Origin of the sequence: Azospirillum soli, from assembly GCF_017876165.1 — a bacterium.
GTDB classification, from domain to species: Bacteria; Pseudomonadota; Alphaproteobacteria; order Azospirillales; family Azospirillaceae; genus Azospirillum; species Azospirillum soli.
Window position 1 is genome coordinate 40,003 of the sequence record NZ_JAGINQ010000002.1, and the last position, 21,021, is coordinate 61,023.

A 21,021-nucleotide genomic window follows, 5' to 3' on the forward strand; every position below is an offset into this window, starting at 1 on the left:
GCCGTGTCAACCGGAATGCGCGTTCTGATCCTGTGCGCGGCCCTGTTCGGCGGCGCGTTGCCGCAGAGGGCCAGCGGAGCCTCGCCGCTGCTGCCCGGCCCCATTCCAGCCGAGGTTCTGGAAGTGGTGGACGGCGACACGCTGACCGTGCGCGCCATGATCTGGCTGGGGCAGGTGGTCGAGACCAACGTGCGGGTGGATGGGCTGGATGCGCCGGAGATGCGCGCCCGCTGCCCCCGCGAAAAGGAACTGGCCGAGGCCGCCCGCGACCTGACCCGGCGCCTGATCGGGGCCAGCACGATCAGCCTGATGGACGTGCAGCCGGATAAGTACGGCGGCCGGGTGCGCGCCCGCGTGGTGACCTTCGGCGGGGACGACCTGTCGCAATCGCTCATCAAGGCCGGGCTCGCCCGCCCCTATCACGGCGAACGCCGCCAGCCCTGGTGCGACGGCGCGGGCGTGGGGTAAGCCGTCCTCAGCGGCAGCGGTCCAGTTCAACCTTGTCATGGGAGCAGATGACCCGCACCTCCCCGCCGTGGCCGCGCAGCAGACCGCGCAGCCGGTCCTGGTTGGCGAGGCGGGACTTGCGGTCCACCTCCATCATCGCCTGATAGGCGCGCATGCCCGGCGGGCAGTGCGGGTTGTTCACGTCCATCTCGCCATGGAAGAAGTAGGCGTCGCCGGCCAGCAGCAGCCATTGCCCGTCATTCGAGTGCCCGCCATTCGAGTGTCCGCCGGTGTCCACCGCGATTCCGCAATGCCCCCAGGTGTGGCCGACCAGCGGGACCATTAGGATCTCCGGCGGCAGCCCCTTCAGGTCGCGCACCGCCTCGAAGCCGAACCAAGGCTCGCCGCCGGCCTCGTAGGCCTGCCAGTTTACCGCCTCGTCCCACTGTTGCGTGCGGTAGCGCTGGGAAGCGATGAAGCCATGCCGCTGCGCGCGGGCCGCTTCCAGTTCGCGCCCGAAGACATGGACGGTGGCGTTGGGAAAATCCTCGATGCCGCCGGCGTGGTCGAAGTCCAGATGCGTCACCACGATGTGCCGCACGTCCGACGCCTGGAAGCCCTGCCGTTCGACGGCGCGGAGCGCCGTGTCCTCTTCGCGCAATTGGATGTTGTTGAGCGCCAGGAAGAAGGGGCTGAGACGCGGGCGCGGCTGGTGCACGTCGCGCAGCCCGAACCCGGTGTCCACCAGCACAAGCCCCTGGTCGGTTTCGATCAGCAGGCAATGGCAGACGAGATGCGCGGTCAGCCCGCGGCTGTAGCCGTCGAACAGCCGGCCGCCCACCGGGCAGGCGCTTCCGCAATTCAGGTGATGGATCCGCATCGCCGTCTCTTTGAGGGTTCGGCGACACAACAGGGCGGAGACAAGCCCGTTCCGAAACGAAACCGGAGCCGAAACGAAACCGGGGGCCACGAAGGCCCCCGGTCCGTAACGTTCCCCGTGAACCCGGGCCTTATCAGGCCTGGTTCATGCGGTTCTCGACGAGGTCGGTGACCACGGTCGGATCCGCCAGCGTCGAGGTGTCGCCCAGGCTGTCGTGCTCGTTCGCGGCGATCTTGCGCAGGATGCGGCGCATGATCTTGCCCGAACGGGTCTTCGGCAGGCCCGGAGCCCACTGGATCAGGTCCGGAGAGGCGATCGGGCCGATCTCCTTGCGGACCCAGTTCACCAGTTCCTTGCGCAGCTCTTCCGACGGCACTTCGCCGGCGTTGAGCGTGACGTAGGCGTAGATGCCCTGGCCCTTGAGGTCGTGCGGGTAACCGACGACGGCGGCCTCGGCGACCTTCGGGTGGGCGACCAGCGCGCTTTCGACCTCGGCCGTGCCCATGCGGTGACCGGACACGTTGATCACGTCGTCCACGCGGCCGGTGATCCAGTAGTAGCCGTCGGCGTCGCGGCGGCAGCCGTCACCGGTGAAGTAGTAGCCGGCGAAGGTCGAGAAGTAGGTCTGGACGAAGCGCTCGTGGTCGCCGAACACCGTGCGCATCTGGCCCGGCCAGCTGTCGGCGATGCACAGGTTGCCCTCGGTCTCGCCTTCCAGGATCTGGCCGTCGTTGTCCACGATGACCGGCTTGACGCCGAAGAAGGGCTTCGTCGCCGAACCCGGCTTCTGGCCGATGGCGCCCGGCAGCGGGGTGATCAGGATGCCGCCAGTCTCGGTCTGCCACCAGGTGTCCACGATCGGGCAGCGGCCATCGCCGACCACGTTGTAGTACCACAGCCACGCCTCGGGGTTGATCGGCTCGCCGACCGAACCCAGGATGCGCAGCGACTGGCGCGAAGTCTTCTTCACCGGGCCCTCACCCTCGCGCATCAGCGAGCGGATGGCGGTCGGGGCGGTGTAGAAGATGTTGACCTTGTGCTTGTCGATGACCTGCCAGAAGCGCGAGATGTCCGGGTAGGTCGGCACGCCTTCGAACATCAGCGTGGTCGCGCCGTTGGCGAGCGGGCCGTAGACGATGTAGCTGTGGCCGGTGACCCAGCCCACGTCGGCCGTGCACCAGTAGACCTCGCCGTCCTTGTAGTCGAAGACGTACTGGTGGGTCATCGACGCGTAGACGAGATAGCCGCCGGTGGTGTGCAGCACGCCCTTCGGCTTGCCGGTCGAACCCGAGGTGTAGAGGATGAACAGCGGGTCTTCCGCGCTCATTTCCTCCGGCGGGCAGTCGGCGGACACCGAGGCGACTTCCTCGTGGTACCAGAGGTCGCGGCCCTCGGTCCAGGCGACGTCGCCGCCCGTGTGCTTGACGACCAGCACGTGCTTGACGCCCGGCGCGCCGGCCACGGCCTTGTCGGCGTTGGCCTTCAGCGGAACCTTGCGGCCGCCGCGCAGGCCCTCGTCCGAGGTGATGACGAAGTGGCTGTCGCAGTCGACGATGCGGTCCTTCAGGCTGTCCGGCGAGAAGCCGCCGAACACGATGGAATGGATGGCACCGATGCGCGTGCAGGCCAGCATCGCGTAGGCGGCCTCGGGGATCATCGGCAGGTAGATGGTGACGCGGTCGCCCTTCCGGACGCCGTTCTTCTTCAGAACGTTGGCGAGGCGGCAGACCTGCTCGTGCAGTTCCTTGTAGGTGATGTGCTTGGAAACCGACGGATCGTCGCCCTCGAAGATGATCGCGGTCTGGTCGCCGCGCGTCGCGAGGTGGCGGTCGATGCAGTTGGCCGAAACGTTCAGCGTGCCGTCATAGAACCACTTGATGTGGACGTCGCCGGTGTAGCTGACATCCTTGACCTTGGTGTAGGGCTTGATCCAGTCGATGCGCTTGCCCTGCTCACCCCAGAAAGCCTCCGGATCCTTGACCGACTGCTCGTACAGGCGCGCGTAGGCGGCCTCGTCGATGTGAGCGGCCTTGGCGATCTCCGGCTTCACAGGAAAATAGGTATTGTCGGACATTGGCTCGCGATTCCCCCGTAGTGCTTCTGGTTGTGCCCTGATCAGGCTTTAGAGCGGCCGAGCACCGCCCCTGTTGCCGGGCATTATCCACACAAGTCCCCGGTTCGACAAGCAAAACGGCCGATTGGACACTCATACGAAAGGGGTCTTGAAGTCCCCTTTGTTGCGGTGCAGCGCCTGTTTGTTTAAAAAGCCGAATTGAAGAATGCACGTCAGCGCGCGACTATTTGTCGCGCCTAGCCGATTGGCCTAGGACCCCTTCGGGCCCGCCTCGTGCAAGCTTAACCACGCATTAACCGAAACCGCCTAGTGTGTGCGGCACAGGAAAACAGCACGCCACCTTGGCAAGGGCATCGACATGGCCAGCACGACCAACGCGGACGGCACCACGACCGGCGGGATCGATCTGGCCAGCCGTCTGACGCAGATGGGCAACCGCACCAACCTGATGGTGATCGACGCCGTGCTGCGCGCCGCTCCCCCAACAGGGGAGGAGCAGGGCTTCGCCGACGCGGCGGCGGAGGTGCGGGCGCTGGCCCGGCGCATGCTTCAGGCCACCCAGGATCTCCAGGCGACCATTTGCGAGCCGGCCGAGTAGCGCCCGCTTTTCTCACCTCACATCAAGCCGCAATCCCTGCCAGTTCACAGACGCGCGCCCATTCGTCGTCGGTGACCGGGCAGACCGACAGGCGCGACTGGCGCACCAGCGACATGCCCTGCAACAGCGGGTCGGCCTTCATGGTCTTCAGCGTGACCGGCGAGTTCACGGGCATCACCGCCCGCACGTCCACCATGCCGAAGCGGCCGGCCGGATCGCTGGGGTCCGGGTAGTATTCCCGCGCGATCTCCACGATGCCGACCACCTCCAGCCCCTCGTTCGAGTGGTAGAAGAAGGCGCGGTCGCCGATCTTCATGGCCTTCAGGTTGTTCGACGCCTGGTGGTTGCGCACGCCGTCCCAATGGGTGGTACCGTCGGCGACCATGCGGTCCCACGAATACTTGAAGGGCTCCGACTTCAGAAGCCAGCGGGCCATCGTCGTCCGTCTCCGCTCAATCCTTGGGGCTCAGTCCTTGGGGAACACCCGGCGCCACGGCCGGATCGTCACGTTTTCGAACAGGCCGGCCTTGGCGTAGGGGTCGTTGGCGGCGAAGTCCTGGGCGGCGGCGCCATCGGCGCAATCTACGATTAACAGACTGCCGACCATCGCCTGACCGTCGTCGGACAGCAGCGGGCCGGCGGCGTACAGGCGCTCGCCGATGGACTCCAGATAGGCCAGATGAGCGGCACGGTTGTCGAGGCGCACCTGCGCCGCACCCGCCTTGTCGGTGCAGTGGAACATGTAAAGCATTGGGGACCCTCCCGTTCTTTCGGCGGGGGAGCCTAGCGCAGCCGGGGTCCGGTGGGAAGCGGCGGAGACGCTTCAGGAAAGCGGGGCTCAACCGCCGCGATACGCCCACCAGAACGGCAGGCGCGCGCAACGCGGGCGGGACGGCGCAGGCCGATCATCCGGCGGTGCTGCGTTTAACGGCCTCTCGTCCGCCGGCCTTGCCGCCCACGCCCCAAACGGCCAGCGGCGCGGCGGCGCGGGGCGCCAGCGCGGCAAGGGTCTGCAGCAGGAACGTCAGGGCGGACATGGATTGAGCCTCCTCGTTGGGAACCGCAGGCAGCGTGCCACGGAAAGAACCGCCCTTGCAACCCATCCGAGAGCGGAAGGCTAGTTTCCCTCGCCCCGGAACGGGCGCGCCAGCAGACCGGCGATCGTTTCGTCCAGATCGGCGCCCCGGTTAAGGATCGCGTCCACCGCCGCGCAGAGCGGCATGTCCACGCCCTTCTTCCGCGCCAGCCCGACCACGGCGGCGGCGGTGTAGACGCCCTCGGCCACCGAACGGCGCTCGGCCAGGATGTCCGCCAGCGTACGCCCTTGCCCCAGCGCCGCGCCCAGCGACATATTGCGCGATTGCAGGCTGGAGCAGGTCAGCGTCAGGTCGCCCAGACCCGACAGCCCCATCAGCGTCTCCGCCCGTCCGCCGAGCGCCAGCGCCAGCCGGGTGATTTCCGCCAGACCGCGCGTGATCAACGCCGCCCGCGCGTTGTCGCCGAGCTTGCGCCCCTCCACCACGCCGCAGGCAATGGCCAGCACGTTCTTCACCGCCCCGCCGATCTGGGAGCCGACCACGTCGTCCGACAGGTAGGGGCGGAAGGTGCGGCTGCCCAGCGCCTCGACCAGAGCCGCACCGATGGCGGTGTCCGCGCAGGCCAGCGTCACGGCGGTCGGCAGCCCCCGCGCCACCTCGGCCGCGAAGGTCGGGCCGGACAGCACGGCGATGGGCGTCCCGGCGGGCAGTTCAACCTCCGCCGCCTCGCTCATCAGGGCAAAGCTGTCGAGTTCGATGCCCTTGGCGCAGATGACCACCGGCACGCCCGCCCGCAGATGCGGCGCCAATTGCCGGCAGCCCGACCGCAGATGCTGCGCCGGGGTCACCAGCAGAATGGCGTCGCAAGCACCGATCTCCGCCAGATCGCCGGTCGCCCGAAGCTCCGGCGGCAGAGTCACGCCCGGCAGATAGTCGCGATTCTCGTGCGCGGTGTTGATGGACTCCACGACGGCCGGCTCGCGCGCCCACAGCAACGCCTCGCGCCCGGCGCGCAGGGCCGCCAGCGCCAGCGCCGTGCCCCAGGCGCCGCCGCCGATGACGCCGATGCGCCGGTAAGTCGCCGTGCCGCCTGCCGTCATGTCGTGTCCCCGCTCGCTCCGATGTTCGGACGCCTGTTTAGGACGGCAGCTGTGATGCTCGCAACCGCCGGCTTTACGCCTTCACCCCGGATCCCACGCCGGACTTGCCGATGGCCGGCTTCGCCGTGGGGTCAAGCGGCCAGCGCGGGCGCGGGGCAAAGTTCAGCGGGTCGGTCTGGCCGAGGCGCAGGCGCTCGATTCCCGCCCAGGCGATCATCGCCGCGTTGTCAGTGCACAGCCGCAGCGGCGGCGCCACGAAGGTCATGCCCTGCTGTTCGGCGAGGCTCGACAGGCGCGCACGCAGAGTCTTGTTGGCCGCCACGCCGCCGGCCACGACCAGCGCGCTGCCCTGCGGATGCGCTTCCTTGAACTGGCGGATGGCGCGGGCGCAGCGGTCGGCCATCACCTCCGCCACCGTGTTCTGGAAGGCGGCGGCAAGGTCGGCCTGATCCTCTTCCGACAACGGCTTGCCGAGTTCCTCGACATGCCGACGCACGGCGGTTTTCAGGCCGGAGAAGGAGAAGTCGCAGCCCGGACGCCCCACCATCGGGCGCGGCAGGTCGAACCGGCCGGGGTTGGTCGCCCGCCCCGCCGCCTTCTCCACCAGCGGCCCGCCGGGGTAGCCGAGACCGAGCAGCTTGGCGGTCTTGTCGAAGGCCTCGCCCACCGCGTCGTCGATGGTGGTCCCCAGACGCCGGTACTGCCCGACGCCCTCCACCACCAGCAACTGGCAATGCCCGCCGGAGACCAGCAGCAGCAGGTAGGGGAACGGTACGTCGTCGGTCAGCCGCGCGGTCAGGGCGTGGCCTTCCAGATGGTTCACCGCCACGAAGGGCAGCTTGCGCGCGGCGGCGATGGCCTTGGCGGTCATGACGCCGACGATGACGCCGCCGATCAGGCCCGGCCCGCCGGTCGCCGCCACCGCGTCGATGTCGCCGAAGCCCAGGCCCGCATTCTCCATGGCGCGGCGGATCAGCCCGTCCAGGTGCTCCAGATGGGCGCGCGCGGCGATTTCCGGGACGACGCCGCCGTAGGGCGTGTGGTCGTCCAGCTGCGAGAGCACCACATCGGCGCGGATCTCCCGCGCGTCGGTGACGATGGCCGCCGCCGTCTCGTCGCAGCTCGTTTCGATTCCAAGAACGATCATGGCCGCCAAACTAGCCGCCTCCGGCGCTCTGGTATAGGGTTTTGCCCCATGAATAAGGACGTGCCCGACACCGACGCCAGCATCCTCTATTACGACGGCGACTATCCCTCGCTGGAGATCGGCGACGTGCGCGCCGAGGATGCGGCGACCCTGGCCCGCATCGGCATCCTGGGCGACGTCGCCTTCTACAAGGAACAGGCGGAGGCGACAGGCGGTCCAGTCCTGGAGATCGGCTGCGGCACCGGGCGCCTAACCATCCCGCTGGCCCGCGCCGGGCACAAGGTGTGGGCGGTGGACATCTCCGCCGCGATGCTGGACCAGCTGCGCGCCAAGCTGGCCCTTGAACCGCCGGAGGTGCAGGCCCGCGTCCATGTCATCCAGCAGGACGCCACGGCGCTGGACCTGCCGGTGCGCGGTTTCCGCCTCGCCGCGATCCCGTTCAACGTTCTGATGCTGATCCCCGACTTCACGGCGGAGCGGCGCACGTTGGCCTCGGCCGCCGCGCATCTGGCCCCGGACGGCCGACTGGCGCTGGATGTGATGAACCCGCTGACCCTGTCGCTGGACGCCGAGAAGAAGCCCTCCCCGTCCGAGCCGCGCCGCAACCCGCGCACCGGCAACCGGTACGTCAAGAACTCGCTCGCCTCGCGCCTGGACGAGCAGCAGCGCCAGCGCCTGTATGGCTGGTATGACGAGCTTCTGCCCGACGGCAAGATCGAGGTCAGCGAATTCGCCTTCACCTGGCGCATGATCTTCCGGTTCGAGCTGGAGCTGATGCTGGACTCCGCCGGCTTCGCCATCGAATCGCTGACTGGCGACTTTGAGGCCTCATCCTGGACCGTGGACAGCCGCCGCATGGTGGTGACCGCGCGCCTTCTCGCCAAAGAGTAGCACGGGCGCTGCCAACGCTTGCAAAGCGCGGCGGATTGCCTAGAACACTCCGGCATGACCGAACCGCTCCGCATCGGCACGCGCGGCAGCCCTCTGGCGCTGGCGCAGGCCCACGAGACCCGCGACCGTCTGATCGCGGCGCACCCGCATCTGGCCGCCCCCGGCGCCATCGAGATCGTCGTCTTCAAGACCACGGGCGACCGCATCCTCGACCGCACGCTGGCCGAGGCCGGCGGCAAGGGCCTGTTCACGAAGGAGCTGGAGGAGGCGCTGCTCGAAAACCGCGCCGACCTTGCCGTCCATTCGATGAAGGACGTGCCGACCTGGCTGCCGGACGGGCTGGAGATTTCCACCCTGCTGCCACGCGAGGATCCGCGCGACGCCTTCTTCTCGCGCGACGGTCACGACATCGACAGCCTGCCCACCGGCTCCGTCGTTGGCACCGCCGGGCTGCGCCGCCAAGCGCAAATCCTCGAACGCCGCCCCGACCTGACGGTCGTTCCCTTCCGCGGCAACGTGCAGACGCGCCTCGCCAAGCTCGACGCCGGGGAGGTGGACGCCACGCTGCTGGCGCTGGCCGGCCTGCGCCGCCTGGGCCTGACCGAGCGCATCACCGCCGTCCTTGAAACCGGTGTGATGCTGCCCGCCGTGGCGCAGGGCGCCATCGGCATCGAGATCCGCAGCGCCGACGACAAGACCCGCGCCCTGCTGGAGCCGCTGCACTGCGCCGACACCGAGGCCCGCGTGGGCGCGGAGCGCGCGCTGCTCGCCATGCTCGACGGTTCCTGCCGGACGCCCATCGCGGCGCTCGCCACACTCGACGGCGACCGGCTGTCCCTGAAGGCCAAGGTGCTGTCCCCCGACGGCAAACAGGTCTTCCGGGCGGAGCGCAGCGGCGCCGCGACGGACGCCGCCGCGCTCGGCGCCGACGCGGGCGCGGAGATCAAGGCGGTCCTGCCTCCCAACTTCTTCCTGCCGTAAGGAGGGGGTCGGCATGACTGGGTCCATTGGGAAGCGACCGCACATCCTGGTCACCCGCCCGGCGGAGGACGCCGAACCGCTGGCCGCGCATCTGCGCGCCCAGGGCTTTGACGCGTCCACCGAACCGATGCTGGAGATCGTCTGGCTCGACGGGCCGGAACCGGACCTCCACGACGTACAGGCCCTGCTCTTCACCAGCATGAACGGCGTACGCGGATACGCCAGACGTACAGGACGGCGCGGCCTGCCGGTCTATGCGGTTGGTGATGCGACGGCCTATGCCGCTCGTACTTCCGGTTTTACCCAGGTCGAAAGCGCGTCGGGCGACGTGTACGCCCTGGCCGATCTGGTGCGCGCGCGGGTCGCGCCGAAGGCGGGGGTGCTGCTTCATGTCGCAGGCACCAAGCTGGCCGGCGATCTGGCGGGAATGCTGACGGAAGACGGATTTTCCGTTCGGCGCGCCACGCTGTACGACGCGGTGCCGAGCACGCGGCTTTCGGAAAACACGGGCCGCGCGCTGCGTACGGGAACACTCGACGCCGTGTTGTTTTTCTCTCCCCGTACCGCCCGTTCGTTTGTTAGGCTGGTCAACGAGGCGGGGCTGATCGACTGCTGTCGTACAGTGGACGCGCTCTGCCTCAGCCCCGCGGTCGCGGAGGCTGCCCGCACGTACGGCGACCAGGGAGTGACGCCGTGGCAAGACGTACGGGTGGCGCCACGGCCGGAGCAGGATGCTCTGCTCGGCCTGCTGCCGGAACCATCCGGGGAAGCGGGCTGAGCCTTGCTGCTTGGGGGCGGTGGCTTTCGCAAGAAGGCGGCGTTCGTCGAAGAATAACAGCGACCGAGAAGGCACCTCATGACCCCTCGCCCAGGTTCCGAAAACGAGGCCGACCCGAACGGCCACCAGCCCTCGGACCACAACAACACCGCCCCCGGCAGCGCGGCCGTGGAGCGCATCATCGAGCGCTTCGGCGGCATCCGCCCCATGGCGCACAAGCTGAACATCCCGGTGACCACCGTGCAGGGCTGGAAGAAGCGCGGGGCCATCCCGCTGGCCCGCCACGCCGACCTGCGCACCGCCGCCGCCAAGCATCGGGTGAAGCTGGACGAGGCGGACCTGGAAGCCGCCACGCCGAGCGAGGATCGCCCCGCCGCGGACGTTCCGGCTGCGGACGCTCCCGTCATCGATGCCGCCGCCTCCGTGACGCCGCTGCCTTCGGAAGCCGCCGCTGTCTCCGCCCCCGAGGGTGTGGACGCCGCCAAGCCGGCCGACACCCTGCCGGGCGCCGACACCGTGACCGCCGAGCCGGTCATCATCGCCAAGCCCGCCGATTCGGACACCGTGTCGGAGCCCAAGGCGGTCGAGCCAGCCACCGCTGAGCCGGCCCCCGCCGAACCTGCCAATGCCGACGCGAAGGCCACGGAACCGGCTATCACGGAACCGCTCCGCTCCGAGCCGCCCCGCACGGAGACGGTCGAGCCCGCCGCCCCGGTCTACACCACCCCCGAATACCCGCGCGAGGAGCGCCGCTCCGGCGCTGGCTTCGCCACCGCCGTCTCGCTGATTGCCCTGCTGGTCGGTGCCGCCGCCCTGTCGGAGCCCTGGTGGGGTCCGCGCGTTCCGGGCTGGCCCGCCCGCACCGCCACGACCACCCAGACGGCGGCGCAGCCTGCCCAACCGGCCCAAGCCGACCCGGCGGTCCGCGCCCAGCTTCAGCAGATCGCCGAGCGCGTCGGCCGTCTGGAACAGCGTCCGGCCGCCGCCAATGGCGCCCCGGCCTCTGGCGGCGTCGATCCGCAGACGCTGGAAAACGCCCTGCGCCAGCTCTCCGGCCGCATCGATCAGCTTGACCAGCGCGTGCAGCAGGCCGGCGGCGCCACCGCCGAGGCTGACCCGCGCGTGAACCAGCTCGCCGAACGGCTCGGCGGCATCGAACAGCGCGTCGCCGCCGTGGGCAGCAACACGCAGGCCGCCGAGGAACTCCGCAAAGAGGTCGACGGCCTGAAGCAGCAGCTCGCCTCCGTCAACCAAACCGTTGAAACGGTCAACCAGACGGTCGAGACGCGCCGCGACGCCGCCGCCTCCGCCCAGGCCCTGGTGCTCGCCGCCGGTCAGCTCCGCTCTGCGCTCGCGACCGGCCAGCCGTTCCAGCAGGAACTCCAGGCCGTGCGCGCGCTGGGCGTCAGCGATCCGCAGATCGCCCAGCCGCTCGACGCCGTGGCGGCCTACGCCGGTAAGGGCGTGCCGACCCAGCCGCAGCTGGCCGACCGCTTCCAGGCGCTGGCTCCCGAGGTCGTGCGCGCCGCCAACCGAGGCGAAGGCAACGACTGGGTCAATCAGGTGACCGGCAAGCTGGCCACGCTGGTGACCGTGCGCCGCCAGGGTGGCGGCGTGGTCGGCGACAGCGCCGACGCGGTGGCCGCCCGCGCCGAGGCCGCCGTGCAGGAAGGCAACCTCGCCAAGGCGGTGGAGGAGCTGGCCGCCCTGAAGGGTCCGGCGGCCGACACCGCCGCCCCGTGGATCGCCGATGCCAAGGCCCGTCTGGCCGCCAACCAGGCCGGCCAGCAGCTGACCTCCCGCGCCATCGGCCTGCTGTCGCAGGCGGCCGGCGGGGCCGCCTCCGGCAAGGGGAACGGCCAATGATCCGCGCGCTCTGGTTCCTCGCCAAGGTCGCGATCGTTGTTGCGATCGCGGTCTGGCTGGCCGATCGGCCAGGCACCGTCAGCATCAACTGGCAGGGCTACGTGGTGGAGACGAGCTTCGGCATCGCCGTGCTCATCGCCGTGGCCGCGCTCGGTGCCGCCGCCCTGCTCTACCGCTTCGTGCGCGCCCTCATCCGCGCGCCGCGCAACATCGGCCGCTACAGCCGCTCCCGCCGGCGCGAGCGCGGCTACAAGGCGCTGACGCGCGGCATGGTCGCGGTCGCCGCTGGTGACGCGGCCACCGCGCGCAAGATGGCGCGCAAGGCCGACGGGCTGCTGAACGAGCCGCCGCTGACCATGCTGCTGTCGGCCCAGGCCGCCCAGCTTCAGGGCGACGACCGTGCGGCGAAGGAATACTTCACCGCCATGCTCGACCGGCCGGAAACGGCCTTCCTCGGCCTGCGCGGCCTGCTGACCCAGGCGATCAAGTCCGGCGACCGGGTGGAAGCGTTGCAACTCGCCCGCCGGGCGCAGTCGCTCCAGCCCAACACGCCCTGGCTGCTCGGTACGCTCTATGATCTGGAAGCCCGTGCGGGCGACTGGGCGGCAGCCGAAGGCACGCTGCAGCAGGCGATCCAGGCCGGCGCCATCAACCCCGAGGAAGGCCGCCGCCACCGTGCCGCCCTTCTGCTGGAACGCAGCTTCGAGGCCGAGCGCCGGGGCCGTGGCGACGCCGCCCTGTCGCACGCCCAGGCGGCCCACGACCTGCTGCCCGGCTTCATCCCGGCGGCGGCCCGCGCGGCGCGCCTGCTGGTTCGCGCCGGCAAGCACAAGCACGCCGCCAAGACGGTCGAACGCGCGTGGCGCGCCGGCCCGCACCCGGACCTGACCGACGCCTACCGCGAGGTGATCGACGGCTACGATCCCCTGACGCGTGTGAAGCTGTTCGAGAAGCTGCGCAACCTCGCCCCCAACGATGTCGAATCGCACATTTCGGTGGCCCGCGCCTCCCTCGACGCGCAGCTTTGGGGCGAGGCGCGCGCGCATCTGAACAAGGCGTTGGAAATCCAGCCCTCGCGCCGCCTCTACCGCCTGCTGGCGGATCTGGAGCGGGCCGAGCACAACGACGAGGAAGCCGCGCGCGCTTGGCTGGCCCAGGCGGCGGCGGCACCATCCGACCCGGCCTGGACCTGCGACGCCTGCAACGCGGTCAGCCACGGCTGGGGCGGCCTGTGCGGCCACTGCGGCGCCTTCGACAGCCTGCAATGGAAGGCCCCGACCATGACGGTGTCCCTGATGGCGCCCGAGACCTCTCCGGCCATTGCCCACCAGCCCCATAGCGCGGCCCTTCCCCAATCGGCCAGCTAAGCACTGACAAAGTAAAAACGGCGCTTTCCACAGGAAGCGCCGTTTTCTTTTGAGCAGGGATTAACGTTGGGCGCGGCTTAAACCCACATATGAGAAGCGTGAAGCGAGCACGGCCCCGCATGGCCTATCGCCAGCAGGCTGGAAACATCAGCGTCGATGTTCCGGATCGTTTCGGTTTTTAAGGAGAGATTGGAGCGGGTGAAGGGAATCGAACCCTCGTCGTAAGCTTGGGAAGCTTCTGCTCTACCATTGAGCTACACCCGCGCCGCCCCCTGTTTATAGGCGACGCTCACGCCGCTTTCAAGCGGTGCAAGCACGCCACAGGCGGGATTCTGAAATCGCCCGCCCCGTGGAGGTGGCGGCAGACGAGACCGTGGCCGAGAACAGGGTGGACAAGGGGGCCGCCGTGTCGAGAACTGGCGCACTCTCCACCTTGCCGATCATGCCGGCGGCTCCGGCCAGAGCGCCCGGCACCAGTTCCAGGCCCAGAAGGCGCTCGAGATCGACCGGGCCCGGCATCTGCATGCCCAGCGTCAGCTGCCGCGTGAAGCCGAACCGCTCGTAATAGGGCGCGTCGCCGACCAGGATCACCGCCTCGTGCCCCAGGGCCGCCGCCTTGTTCAGGCTCATGCGGATCAGTTTGCTGCCGAGACCGCCGCCCTGAAGCCGCTCCGACACCGCGATGGGGCCGAGCAGCAGCGCCTGCACCGTGCCGCCGATGGTCACCGGCCAGAAACGGATGGTGCCTTGCAGGATTTCGTTGCCCAGCTCGTCATGCTCAATGGCGACGAGGCTCAGCTCCGGGATCGGATCCACGCCCTCGCGCAGCTTGTAGGCGGTCTTCTTGAACCGATCCGGACCGAAGGACCGGTCGAGCAGGTCTTCGATCGCGGCGGCGTGCCGCGACTCTTCGAGAGAGATGATCATGGACGGGGTCCTCCCGGCGGGAAGAAGGTGCTTGAAGGGCGGATCGCGCCGCCGCCGGGGGAGCGTCGCCGGCTAGTGCCGGCGGATACCCAAGGCGTCCGCACGCGACCCAAGGACGGCCGCACCCGCGCACAGCGGGGCGAAGCAGCGTCGTCGGATGCGAATTTCGTGCGAACGAGACATGGGCCAGGCTCATTGGCCGTTGCTGGGACATCGGCATATATCACCGCTGGGCAGGGGGTTCAAGAGACCGAAATGCGCCCCAGCCCACGCCGGCGCGCATCGCCGACCAATCCGACCGGGGTGTGTCCCACGCGCATCGCCCCAACGTTGGGAGCACGACACCGGGCGTAGCCGCAATCCCCCCGCCTCCCCCTGGACAGCCGCTTCTTCGCACCCCTATTCTTTGCAGGGGAGTGCCGCCATGTACACGAAAGTCACCCGCGCAATCCGCGTTACGGTCCAGCCGGTCTTTCTGGAAGAACAGTCGATGCCGGCTGAAAACCGTTTCGTCTGGGCCTATCACGTGCGGATCGAGAACGAAGGACCGGAGACGGTCCAGCTGCGCACGCGCTATTGGCGCATCACCGACGCGCTCGGCCGCGTGCAGGAGGTGCGCGGCCCCGGTGTCGTGGGCGAGCAGCCCGTGCTGGAACCCGGCGGATCCTTCGAATACACCAGCGGCACGCCGCTCCCCACCCCGTCCGGCATCATGGTCGGCAGCTATCAGATGGAGACCAGGGGCGGCGAAACGTTCGACATCGCCATCCCCGCCTTTTCGCTGGACAGCCCGCACCAGCCGCGTCAGCTGAATTAGCCTCAAACTTCTGCAACTTATCGCCGCAGGCGCATACAAGCGTCTTGAATGCGGGGCCTGGGACGCCATCTGGCGGAAATTCGGATTCGCCCGAGTGATCCGAAACGGGTAGGGTCCGTACAAATACCCGACACCATGGCTCAGGCTTCGAAAGGTTTTTCCGTGACGCCCCCCAAAACTCCGCACGCCGACAACGTCGTCCGCGGCCCCGGCCACGGCAGCACTTCCGGTTCGCTGCGCCACGGCGCCCCCGACGAGGCACGCCCGTCGCGCGCCGAGGCGGAGGAGGCCGTGCGCACGCTGATCCGCTGGGCCGGCGACGACCCCACGCGTGAAGGGCTGGTCGGCACACCGGACCGGGTGGTCCGGTCCTATGAAGAGTTCTTCGCCGGCTACGAGATCGATCCTGTCGACATCCTCCAGCGCACCTTCGAGGAGACCGACGGCTACGACGAGATGGTCATCCTGCGCGACATCCGTCTGGAGTCCTACTGCGAGCACCACATGGTGCCGATCATCGGCAAGGCGCACGTGGCCTACCTGCCGCGCCACCGCGTGGTCGGCATCTCCAAGCTGGCGCGTCTGGTGGAAGCTTACGCCAAGCGCCTGCAGATCCAGGAGAAGATGACGGCGCAGATCGCCAACACCATCGACGAGGTGCTCCAGCCCGAGGGCGTCGCCGTGGTGATCGAGGCGCAGCACCAGTGCATGACCACGCGCGGCGTGCACAAGACCGGCGTGACCATGGTGACCAGCCGCATGCTGGGCGCCTTCCGCACCGACCCGTCCACCCGGCGGGAGTTCCTGTCGATGATCGGCAACCCGTCGTCGCGGGGCGAATGAACTCTAGTCCGCGCGGATGCCGTGCTGGCGCAGCAGGCTGTAGAGTGTCGGCCGGCTGACACCCAGCAGGCGGGCGGTCGCCGACAGGTTGCCGCCCGACCGCGCCAGCGCGTCCAGCAAAGCCCGACGCTCCGTCTCGTCGCGCAGCACCCGCAGGGTGGGCGGCACATCACCGCTGTTCAGCCGCCGCCCTTCCAGTTCCAGGTCGGCGCGGCGAAAGGCCCGCTGCACCACGCTCGCCAATTCCTGCGCGTCGATGGGCTTGCAGCACACCTCGTGCGCCCCGCGCGCCACCGCACGCACCGCCGTCAGCCGCTGATCCGCCGGTGTCAGGGCGATGACCTTGGTGGACGGCGCCTCCCCCAGAATTTGCGACAGGGCATCCAGCCCCTCCTGCGATTGCTCGGAGTCGTCGTTGACGGCTAGGGCGACGACCGGCGGCCGGTGTTCCCGCACCGCGTCCAGCGCCTTCCCTGCCCCGCCGATGGCGACCACCCGGCACACCGGCAGAACGCCTTGCACCAGCCCCTCCAGCGAGGGATCGTCATCGACGAGCAGCAGCGTGCGCGGGACCATGATGCTCCTGGAGGGGGGAAGGACGGTTCGGGTCAACGGGGTCAAGGTGCGATGGTCGAGGTGGTCGCCAGAATCGCGTTCGAAGCCCGTCCTGTCCAAGGCGCGTTGGCATGAAGCCGTCCGCAATTTCGGCAAAATTGAGGCATCAAAGGGGGTGCACCGCTACTCCCTTGCCACTCCCCGACAATACCCTGGCAACGGCCCCTCCCCCGCCCGTGTCCGGTCTGCTAAGGTCCCGCTCTCGAACGGACGGGAGCGATGGGCGCCATGGCGGCGAAGGGCACACCGGCGGTGAACGCGGCCAAGGCGGCGGGGCTTTCCTTCCGCCTGCTGGAATATGATTACGATCCGTCGGCGGACGCCATCGGCCTGCACGCGGCGGCGGCTCTGGGGCTCGACCCCGCCGTCGTCTACAAGACGCTGATTGTCCAACTGGAGCCGAAGGCGCTGGCCTGCGCCGTCATTCCCGTCGCGGCGAAGCTGGACCTCAAGGCGATTGCGGCGGCGGCCGGGGCGAAGAAGGCCGACATGGCGGACGTGGCCCTGGCGGAGCGCACGACCGGCTACACGGTCGGCGGCATCAGCCCGCTCGGCCAGCGCAAGGCCCTGCCGACCTTTATCGACGCCAGCGCCGAGGCTCTGTCCGAAATGGTCGTCAACGGCGGCCGTCGCGGCCTGCAGATCGCGCTTGCCCCCGCCGATCTGGCCCGCGCGACGAAGGCGACCGTACGCCCAATCGCGGTTGGCTAAGTCACTTAGTCCGCTTCCGGCCGCCCTGCTTCAATCGGTTTTGTGCATCGCAATATGCAGACATGCTGATAATGCGCATCTGCGCCCGGCCGCAGGGGTCATAATGACGCACGTGCCGACGCACGCGCAACCAAGACAATGCCGGACGCCCCGGCGCAAAATCATAGACAGGGCTCCACCGTGATCCACAAGATTCTGGACAAAATCGACCGCATGGTCGCGCAAAAACGCCAGAGCGGCGAGCTTCAAGCATGGTTCGACAGCGGTCTTGCGCGCCGCTATTGCAAGCAGGTGACCGCGTCTCAGAAGCACTATTATCCAGCGCTTCTTCTTTATTTGGAGCGGCACGCCGGCCACCACTGACCGACGCGCTCTCGAAAAGCTCGGGCGGGCCGCCACGGCGACCCGCCCGTTTTGCCGTCAGAATAGGTCGTTCCGCAGCCCTTACTCAGCCGCCCCTTACTCAGCGGCCAGGGCGCGCGGCCGCATGCTGCCCGTCTGCTGGAAGCGCTGGTGCCACGCGAAGGCTTCCTCCAGCAGGTGCGGCGTGTGCCCGCCACGCTGCAAGGCACGGCGGTGATAGTCGGCCGCCAATTCCCGATAGCTCGGGTGGACGCAGTTGCGGATGATCGTCTCGGCGCGCTCGCGCGGGGCAAGGCCGCGCAGGTCGGCCAACCCGATCTCGGTCACCAGCACGTCCACGTCATGCTCGTTGTGATCGACGTGAGTGACCATCGGCACGACGCTGGAGATCGCCCCATTCTTGGCCAGCGACTTGGTGACGAAGATGGCAAGGTGGCAGTTGCGCGCGAAATCGCCCGAACCGCCGATGCCGTTCATCATCTGGGTGCCGTTGACGTGGGTGGAGTTGACGTTGCCGTAGATGTCGCACTCCAGCGCTGTGTTGATGCCGATGACGCCCAGTCGGCGGATGACCTCCGGATGGTTGGAGATCTCCTGCGGACGCAGCAGCAGCCGGCCCTTGTAGCTCCCGATCCGGGGCAGCACCTCGGCGTACTTGCCGGCGCTGAGCGTGATGGAGGAGCCCGAGGCGAAATTCAGCTTGCCGGCGTCGAACAGCTCGAACGTGCTGTCCTGCAAGACCTCGCTGTACATGGTCAGGTCATGGAACGGGCCGTCGATCAGCCCGTGCAGCACGGCGTTGGCGATGGTGCCGATGCCGGCCTGGAGCGGCGCCAGCGAGCGGCCCAGCCGGCCCTGCCGCACCTCGCGGCCCAGGAATTCGATCAGGTGGCCGGCGATGGCCTGCGTCTCGTCGTCGGGCGGCAGGATACTGGCGGAGCTGTCCTGCTTGCGCGTCACCACGATGGCGGCGATGCGCGACGGGTCGATGGGGATGTAAGGCAGGCCGGCGCGGCTTTCCGCCGTCACCACCGGGATCGGCTCGCGGAAGGGGCGGCGCGTCGGGATGTAGACGTCGTGCATCCCTTCCAGGTCGAGCGGCTGGGTCAGGTTCAGCTCGACGATGATCTTCTCGGCCAGCATGGCGAAGGTCGCCGAATTGCCGATGGAGGTGGTCGGCACGATGCCGCCGGTCTCCGTGATGGCGCAGGCCTCGATCACCGCCACGTCGATCGGCCCCATCTGGCGCGAGCGCAGCAGCTCCACCGTTTCCGACAGGTGCTGATCGACGAACATCACCTCGCCCCGGTTGATGGCCTTGCGCAGCACGGGGTCGGCCTGGAACGGCAGGCGGCGGGCCAGCACCCCGGCCTCTGTCAAGATCTTGTCCACGTCGTTGCCAAGCGAGGCGCCGGTCATCAGCGTGACCTTGATGTTCTCCGACGCGGCGCGCTCGGCCAGCGCCAGCGGCACGGCCTTGGCGTCGCCGGCGCGGGTGAAGCCGCTCATGCCGATGGTCATGCCGTCCTTGATGAGAAAGGCGGCTTCCTCAGGCGTGACGACCTTGCCCCACAGCGATTTCAAACGAATGCGATCTCGGTACATTGGGCGTCCCATTTTTGAAATTATTGAGCGTTCGAGGTGAACGACTCGCTCCAAAAGCTCTGTTTTTGTTGGTTGGGTGACGTCATAGGACCATGCCTCGGGCCGCCGCAAATGTCGGTCCGGCATATCAGGTCGACCTAATGAGAATGGATGCGGAAAGACTTACCGCTTCAAAGCGGGCCGTTTACAGAATACGGCAACCGACGGAATAGGGTTTCGTCCCAGCGGCACCGCCTGGAAACGGCACACCGTGTTCCTGGTGAACGCTATCGTGCACGAGGCACCGCGCCTCGATCAGCGGCCAGACACGGCTGCGCAGGAATCTCTGGTCCTGCCAGCGGTCGGCCTCCGACGACGAAAAATCGGCTACCGCCGGAGCCATGGCCGGCAGCAGCCCGGCCATGCCGCCCCACATCCCGGCCAGGATCACCTCCGTGTGGAGGACATGGTCGCGCATGACGTGGAACGGCAGGCCGGAGGCGATCCAGGCATCGACCGCAGCCCTCTCCCGCGCCCCGAGCCGGGAATCGCAATCCCGGCAGACGAACCGCGCGACCTCCGGATCGTCCGAAACGAGAAAGCGCCAATAAAGCCCGCTGGTCGCCCCACTCCCCGGCGGCATGGCGACAAGGTCGGCACCAAGTGCGGCCAGTTCGGCAAGGACCGTGGCCGGCACGGAATCGTCGTGATAAAACCGGCACGTCCAGTCCGGATAAACGGCGGGGGTCAGACGGGCATTCTCCACCGCTCCCCGCAAATAGATGTCCTTATCGCCCCACAGGCTGAAGGCGACGACGTTCCGTGTGCGCCGCTGCGGGGCCGAAGGGGCTTCCGGAAGGGGTGGCAGGCCAAGGGCAGCCGCCTCGACCCGCAAGGTCCGCGTCTTGAGCGCCAAAAGTTCCGCGCTCTGCGCCGTCGCCTCCGGAACACGATCCGCCATGTAAAGCGCGATCGCCAAATTCTCGCGTGCATCGAGATAGTCGGGAACAATCCGGACCACCCTCGATAGCATCGTGATGGATTGCTCCAGGTCACCGGACGTCTTCTTCAGGACGCCGATGTTGAAAGCCGCACCGATGTGGTCGGGCTGTAGCGCGATCGCCTTCGCATAGCTGGTGATCGCCCGCTCGCTCTGCCCATCCCTGGCGAAGGCGTTGCCGAGTTGGAAGAAAAGATCCACCGATGCCCCGCCCAACGCCAGCGCGCGGGACAGGTCCGACACCGCTTGGCCCGAACGCCGTGCCTCGATGTGTCGAACGCCCCGAAGCTGCAGAAGCAGCGCCAGACGCTGCCGGATGTCGGCGTCGGCGGGCACCAGCGCCGCCGCCCGGCCGAGCGCGGTGATGGCCTCGTCGCCACGACCGAGATTTTGCAGCATCACGCCGGCCGACGCGAAGCTCTCCCCCGCGTCCGGCTGCAACAGCATGACGCGGCGGTAGCACCCGACAGCCTCCTCCGCACGCCCAAGCGCCTGCATCACCTTGCCGAGCATGGCGTGATAATCGGCGATATCGGCCCGCAGCGCGGCGGCCCGCCCGATCAGCCCTCCGGCTTCGGCAAGCCGGCCGTTCTGGGCCAGGAGAACACCGAGAAAATAAAGGGCGCCGTGCAGATCGGGATCGGCATCCAGAATGCGCCGGTACAGCGCCTCCGCCTCGTCGCTCCGCCCGGCCTGATGCAGATCGACCGCGATCGCAAGCGCTTCTTCGATGGATGCCATACCCATCATCCCACACGCCATGCGATGGGAGACACCCAACGCGCCAGAAGAAATGGTGCGCCCGGCGGGATTCGAACCCACGGCCCCAGGATTAGGAATCCTGTGCTCTATCCTGCTGAGCTACGGACGCACTGCGCGCGTTTATAGCATGCTTTGCGCGAAGGTTCAGCGGCAAATCGGGTAACATCGTCGGACGGAAAAGGTCACCACGGGCAGCGGTCCGCCGCATGGTCCGGCGGGCGGAATCCGCTGGG

At 68.3% G+C, this 21,021-nt stretch carries 22 protein-coding genes and 2 tRNA genes; 11 read left to right on the plus strand and 13 right to left on the minus strand.

The window, feature by feature from the left end:
• Positions 1 to 3 precede the first annotated feature (3 nt).
• A complete protein-coding gene (locus J2852_RS03130) occupies positions 4 to 468 on the plus strand; it encodes a thermonuclease family protein (RefSeq protein ID WP_343206671.1) in 465 nt (154 codons plus the stop codon).
• A gap of 7 nt (positions 469 to 475) precedes the next feature.
• Here the strand turns inward: J2852_RS03130 and J2852_RS03135 are convergent, their stop codons facing one another.
• On the minus strand, positions 476 to 1,327 hold the full coding sequence (locus tag J2852_RS03135; protein WP_209870828.1) for an MBL fold metallo-hydrolase: 852 nt from the start codon (positions 1,325 to 1,327) through the stop codon (positions 476 to 478).
• Between the two features lie 133 nt (positions 1,328 to 1,460).
• Positions 1,461 to 3,401: an acetate--CoA ligase gene (acs, locus tag J2852_RS03140; protein WP_209870831.1), complete on the minus strand. Its 1,941-nt coding sequence runs from the start codon at positions 3,399 to 3,401 to the stop codon at positions 1,461 to 1,463.
• A 358-nt stretch (positions 3,402 to 3,759) separates the two neighbouring features.
• Between acs and J2852_RS03145 the strand changes: the two genes are divergently transcribed.
• A complete protein-coding gene (locus J2852_RS03145) occupies positions 3,760 to 3,999 on the plus strand; it encodes a hypothetical protein (protein ID WP_209870834.1) in 240 nt (79 codons plus the stop codon).
• Between the two features lie 22 nt (positions 4,000 to 4,021).
• On the opposite strand, the gene J2852_RS03150 is transcribed toward J2852_RS03145, so the two are convergent.
• The 5 genes from J2852_RS03150 to tsaD all read right to left on the minus strand — a co-directional run bounded on the left by J2852_RS03150 (position 4,022) and on the right by tsaD (position 7,283).
• Positions 4,022 to 4,435 carry an EVE domain-containing protein gene (locus tag J2852_RS03150; protein ID WP_209870838.1) on the minus strand — a complete coding sequence of 138 codons (414 nt, stop codon included), beginning with the start codon at positions 4,433 to 4,435 and terminating at the stop codon, positions 4,022 to 4,024.
• A gap of 30 nt (positions 4,436 to 4,465) precedes the next feature.
• Complete coding sequence (locus tag J2852_RS03155) at positions 4,466 to 4,750, minus strand: YciI family protein (protein WP_209870843.1); 285 nt, start codon at positions 4,748 to 4,750, stop codon at positions 4,466 to 4,468.
• Between the two features lie 154 nt (positions 4,751 to 4,904).
• On the minus strand, positions 4,905 to 5,036 hold the full coding sequence (locus tag J2852_RS31945) for a hypothetical protein (protein WP_281418404.1): 132 nt from the start codon (positions 5,034 to 5,036) through the stop codon (positions 4,905 to 4,907).
• Between the two features lie 80 nt (positions 5,037 to 5,116).
• The gene (locus J2852_RS03160; protein ID WP_209870846.1) at positions 5,117 to 6,136 is read right to left on the minus strand and encodes an NAD(P)H-dependent glycerol-3-phosphate dehydrogenase; all 1,020 of its coding nucleotides are present in this window, start codon (positions 6,134 to 6,136) and stop codon (positions 5,117 to 5,119) included.
• Positions 6,137 to 6,209: 73 nt separating this feature from the next.
• Positions 6,210 to 7,283 (minus strand): tRNA (adenosine(37)-N6)-threonylcarbamoyltransferase complex transferase subunit TsaD, encoded by a 1,074-nt coding sequence (gene tsaD, locus J2852_RS03165; RefSeq protein WP_209870849.1) that lies wholly within the window; start codon positions 7,281 to 7,283, stop codon positions 6,210 to 6,212.
• Positions 7,284 to 7,331: 48 nt separating this feature from the next.
• Here tsaD and J2852_RS03170 point away from each other — a divergent pair, with 48 nt between their 5' ends.
• The 5 genes from J2852_RS03170 (at position 7,332) to J2852_RS03190 (ending at position 13,166) form a co-directional block, all read left to right on the plus strand.
• Positions 7,332 to 8,174 (plus strand): class I SAM-dependent methyltransferase, encoded by an 843-nt coding sequence (locus tag J2852_RS03170; protein WP_209870851.1) that lies wholly within the window; start codon positions 7,332 to 7,334, stop codon positions 8,172 to 8,174.
• A gap of 54 nt (positions 8,175 to 8,228) precedes the next feature.
• Positions 8,229 to 9,155 (plus strand): hydroxymethylbilane synthase, encoded by a 927-nt coding sequence (gene hemC, locus J2852_RS03175; RefSeq protein ID WP_209870854.1) that lies wholly within the window; start codon positions 8,229 to 8,231, stop codon positions 9,153 to 9,155.
• Between the two features lie 13 nt (positions 9,156 to 9,168).
• Positions 9,169 to 9,933, plus strand: a complete 765-nt coding sequence (locus J2852_RS03180) for a uroporphyrinogen-III synthase (RefSeq protein WP_209870859.1) — start codon at positions 9,169 to 9,171, stop codon at positions 9,931 to 9,933.
• A gap of 78 nt (positions 9,934 to 10,011) precedes the next feature.
• A complete protein-coding gene (locus tag J2852_RS03185; RefSeq protein WP_209870861.1) occupies positions 10,012 to 11,799 on the plus strand; it encodes a COG4223 family protein in 1,788 nt (595 codons plus the stop codon).
• Positions 11,796 to 13,166, plus strand: a complete 1,371-nt coding sequence (locus tag J2852_RS03190) for a heme biosynthesis protein HemY (protein WP_209870864.1) — start codon at positions 11,796 to 11,798, stop codon at positions 13,164 to 13,166. Before J2852_RS03185 ends, J2852_RS03190 begins: the two co-directional genes overlap by 4 nt.
• Positions 13,167 to 13,356: 190 nt before the next feature.
• On the opposite strand, the gene J2852_RS03195 is transcribed toward J2852_RS03190, so the two are convergent.
• Both J2852_RS03195 and J2852_RS03200 read right to left on the minus strand, forming a co-directional pair.
• Positions 13,357 to 13,430 (minus strand) — tRNA-Gly (locus J2852_RS03195).
• Between the two features lie 36 nt (positions 13,431 to 13,466).
• On the minus strand, positions 13,467 to 14,093 hold the full coding sequence (locus tag J2852_RS03200) for a GNAT family N-acetyltransferase (RefSeq protein WP_209870867.1): 627 nt from the start codon (positions 14,091 to 14,093) through the stop codon (positions 13,467 to 13,469).
• A gap of 424 nt (positions 14,094 to 14,517) precedes the next feature.
• Here J2852_RS03200 and apaG point away from each other — a divergent pair, with 424 nt between their 5' ends.
• Entirely contained in the window at positions 14,518 to 14,910 is a 393-nt protein-coding gene (gene apaG / locus J2852_RS03205) for a Co2+/Mg2+ efflux protein ApaG (protein WP_209870870.1), read from the plus strand.
• A gap of 162 nt (positions 14,911 to 15,072) precedes the next feature.
• On the plus strand, positions 15,073 to 15,753 hold the full coding sequence (folE, locus tag J2852_RS03210) for a GTP cyclohydrolase I FolE (protein ID WP_209870873.1): 681 nt from the start codon (positions 15,073 to 15,075) through the stop codon (positions 15,751 to 15,753).
• Between the two features lie 3 nt (positions 15,754 to 15,756).
• On the opposite strand, the gene J2852_RS03215 is transcribed toward folE, so the two are convergent.
• Positions 15,757 to 16,329, minus strand: coding sequence for a helix-turn-helix domain-containing protein (locus J2852_RS03215; protein WP_209870876.1), 573 nt, complete (start codon positions 16,327 to 16,329; stop codon positions 15,757 to 15,759).
• A 258-nt stretch (positions 16,330 to 16,587) separates the two neighbouring features.
• Between J2852_RS03215 and ybaK the strand changes: the two genes are divergently transcribed.
• Both ybaK and J2852_RS03225 read left to right on the plus strand, forming a co-directional pair.
• Complete coding sequence (gene ybaK / locus J2852_RS03220; RefSeq protein WP_425514346.1) at positions 16,588 to 17,079, plus strand: Cys-tRNA(Pro) deacylase; 492 nt, start codon at positions 16,588 to 16,590, stop codon at positions 17,077 to 17,079.
• Positions 17,080 to 17,259: 180 nt separating this feature from the next.
• Complete coding sequence (locus J2852_RS03225; RefSeq protein ID WP_209870878.1) at positions 17,260 to 17,442, plus strand: hypothetical protein; 183 nt, start codon at positions 17,260 to 17,262, stop codon at positions 17,440 to 17,442.
• Between the two features lie 96 nt (positions 17,443 to 17,538).
• On the opposite strand, the gene scpC is transcribed toward J2852_RS03225, so the two are convergent.
• The 3 genes from scpC to J2852_RS03240 all read right to left on the minus strand — a co-directional run bounded on the left by scpC (position 17,539) and on the right by J2852_RS03240 (position 20,897).
• Positions 17,539 to 19,047 (minus strand): succinyl-CoA:acetate CoA-transferase ScpC, encoded by a 1,509-nt coding sequence (gene scpC / locus J2852_RS03230; protein WP_209870881.1) that lies wholly within the window; start codon positions 19,045 to 19,047, stop codon positions 17,539 to 17,541.
• 184 nt (positions 19,048 to 19,231) lie between these two features.
• Positions 19,232 to 20,767 (minus strand): tetratricopeptide repeat protein, encoded by a 1,536-nt coding sequence (locus J2852_RS03235; RefSeq protein WP_209870884.1) that lies wholly within the window; start codon positions 20,765 to 20,767, stop codon positions 19,232 to 19,234.
• A 53-nt stretch (positions 20,768 to 20,820) separates the two neighbouring features.
• Positions 20,821 to 20,897: transfer RNA gene (locus J2852_RS03240), tRNA-Arg, on the minus strand.
• Positions 20,898 to 21,021 lie beyond the last annotated feature (124 nt).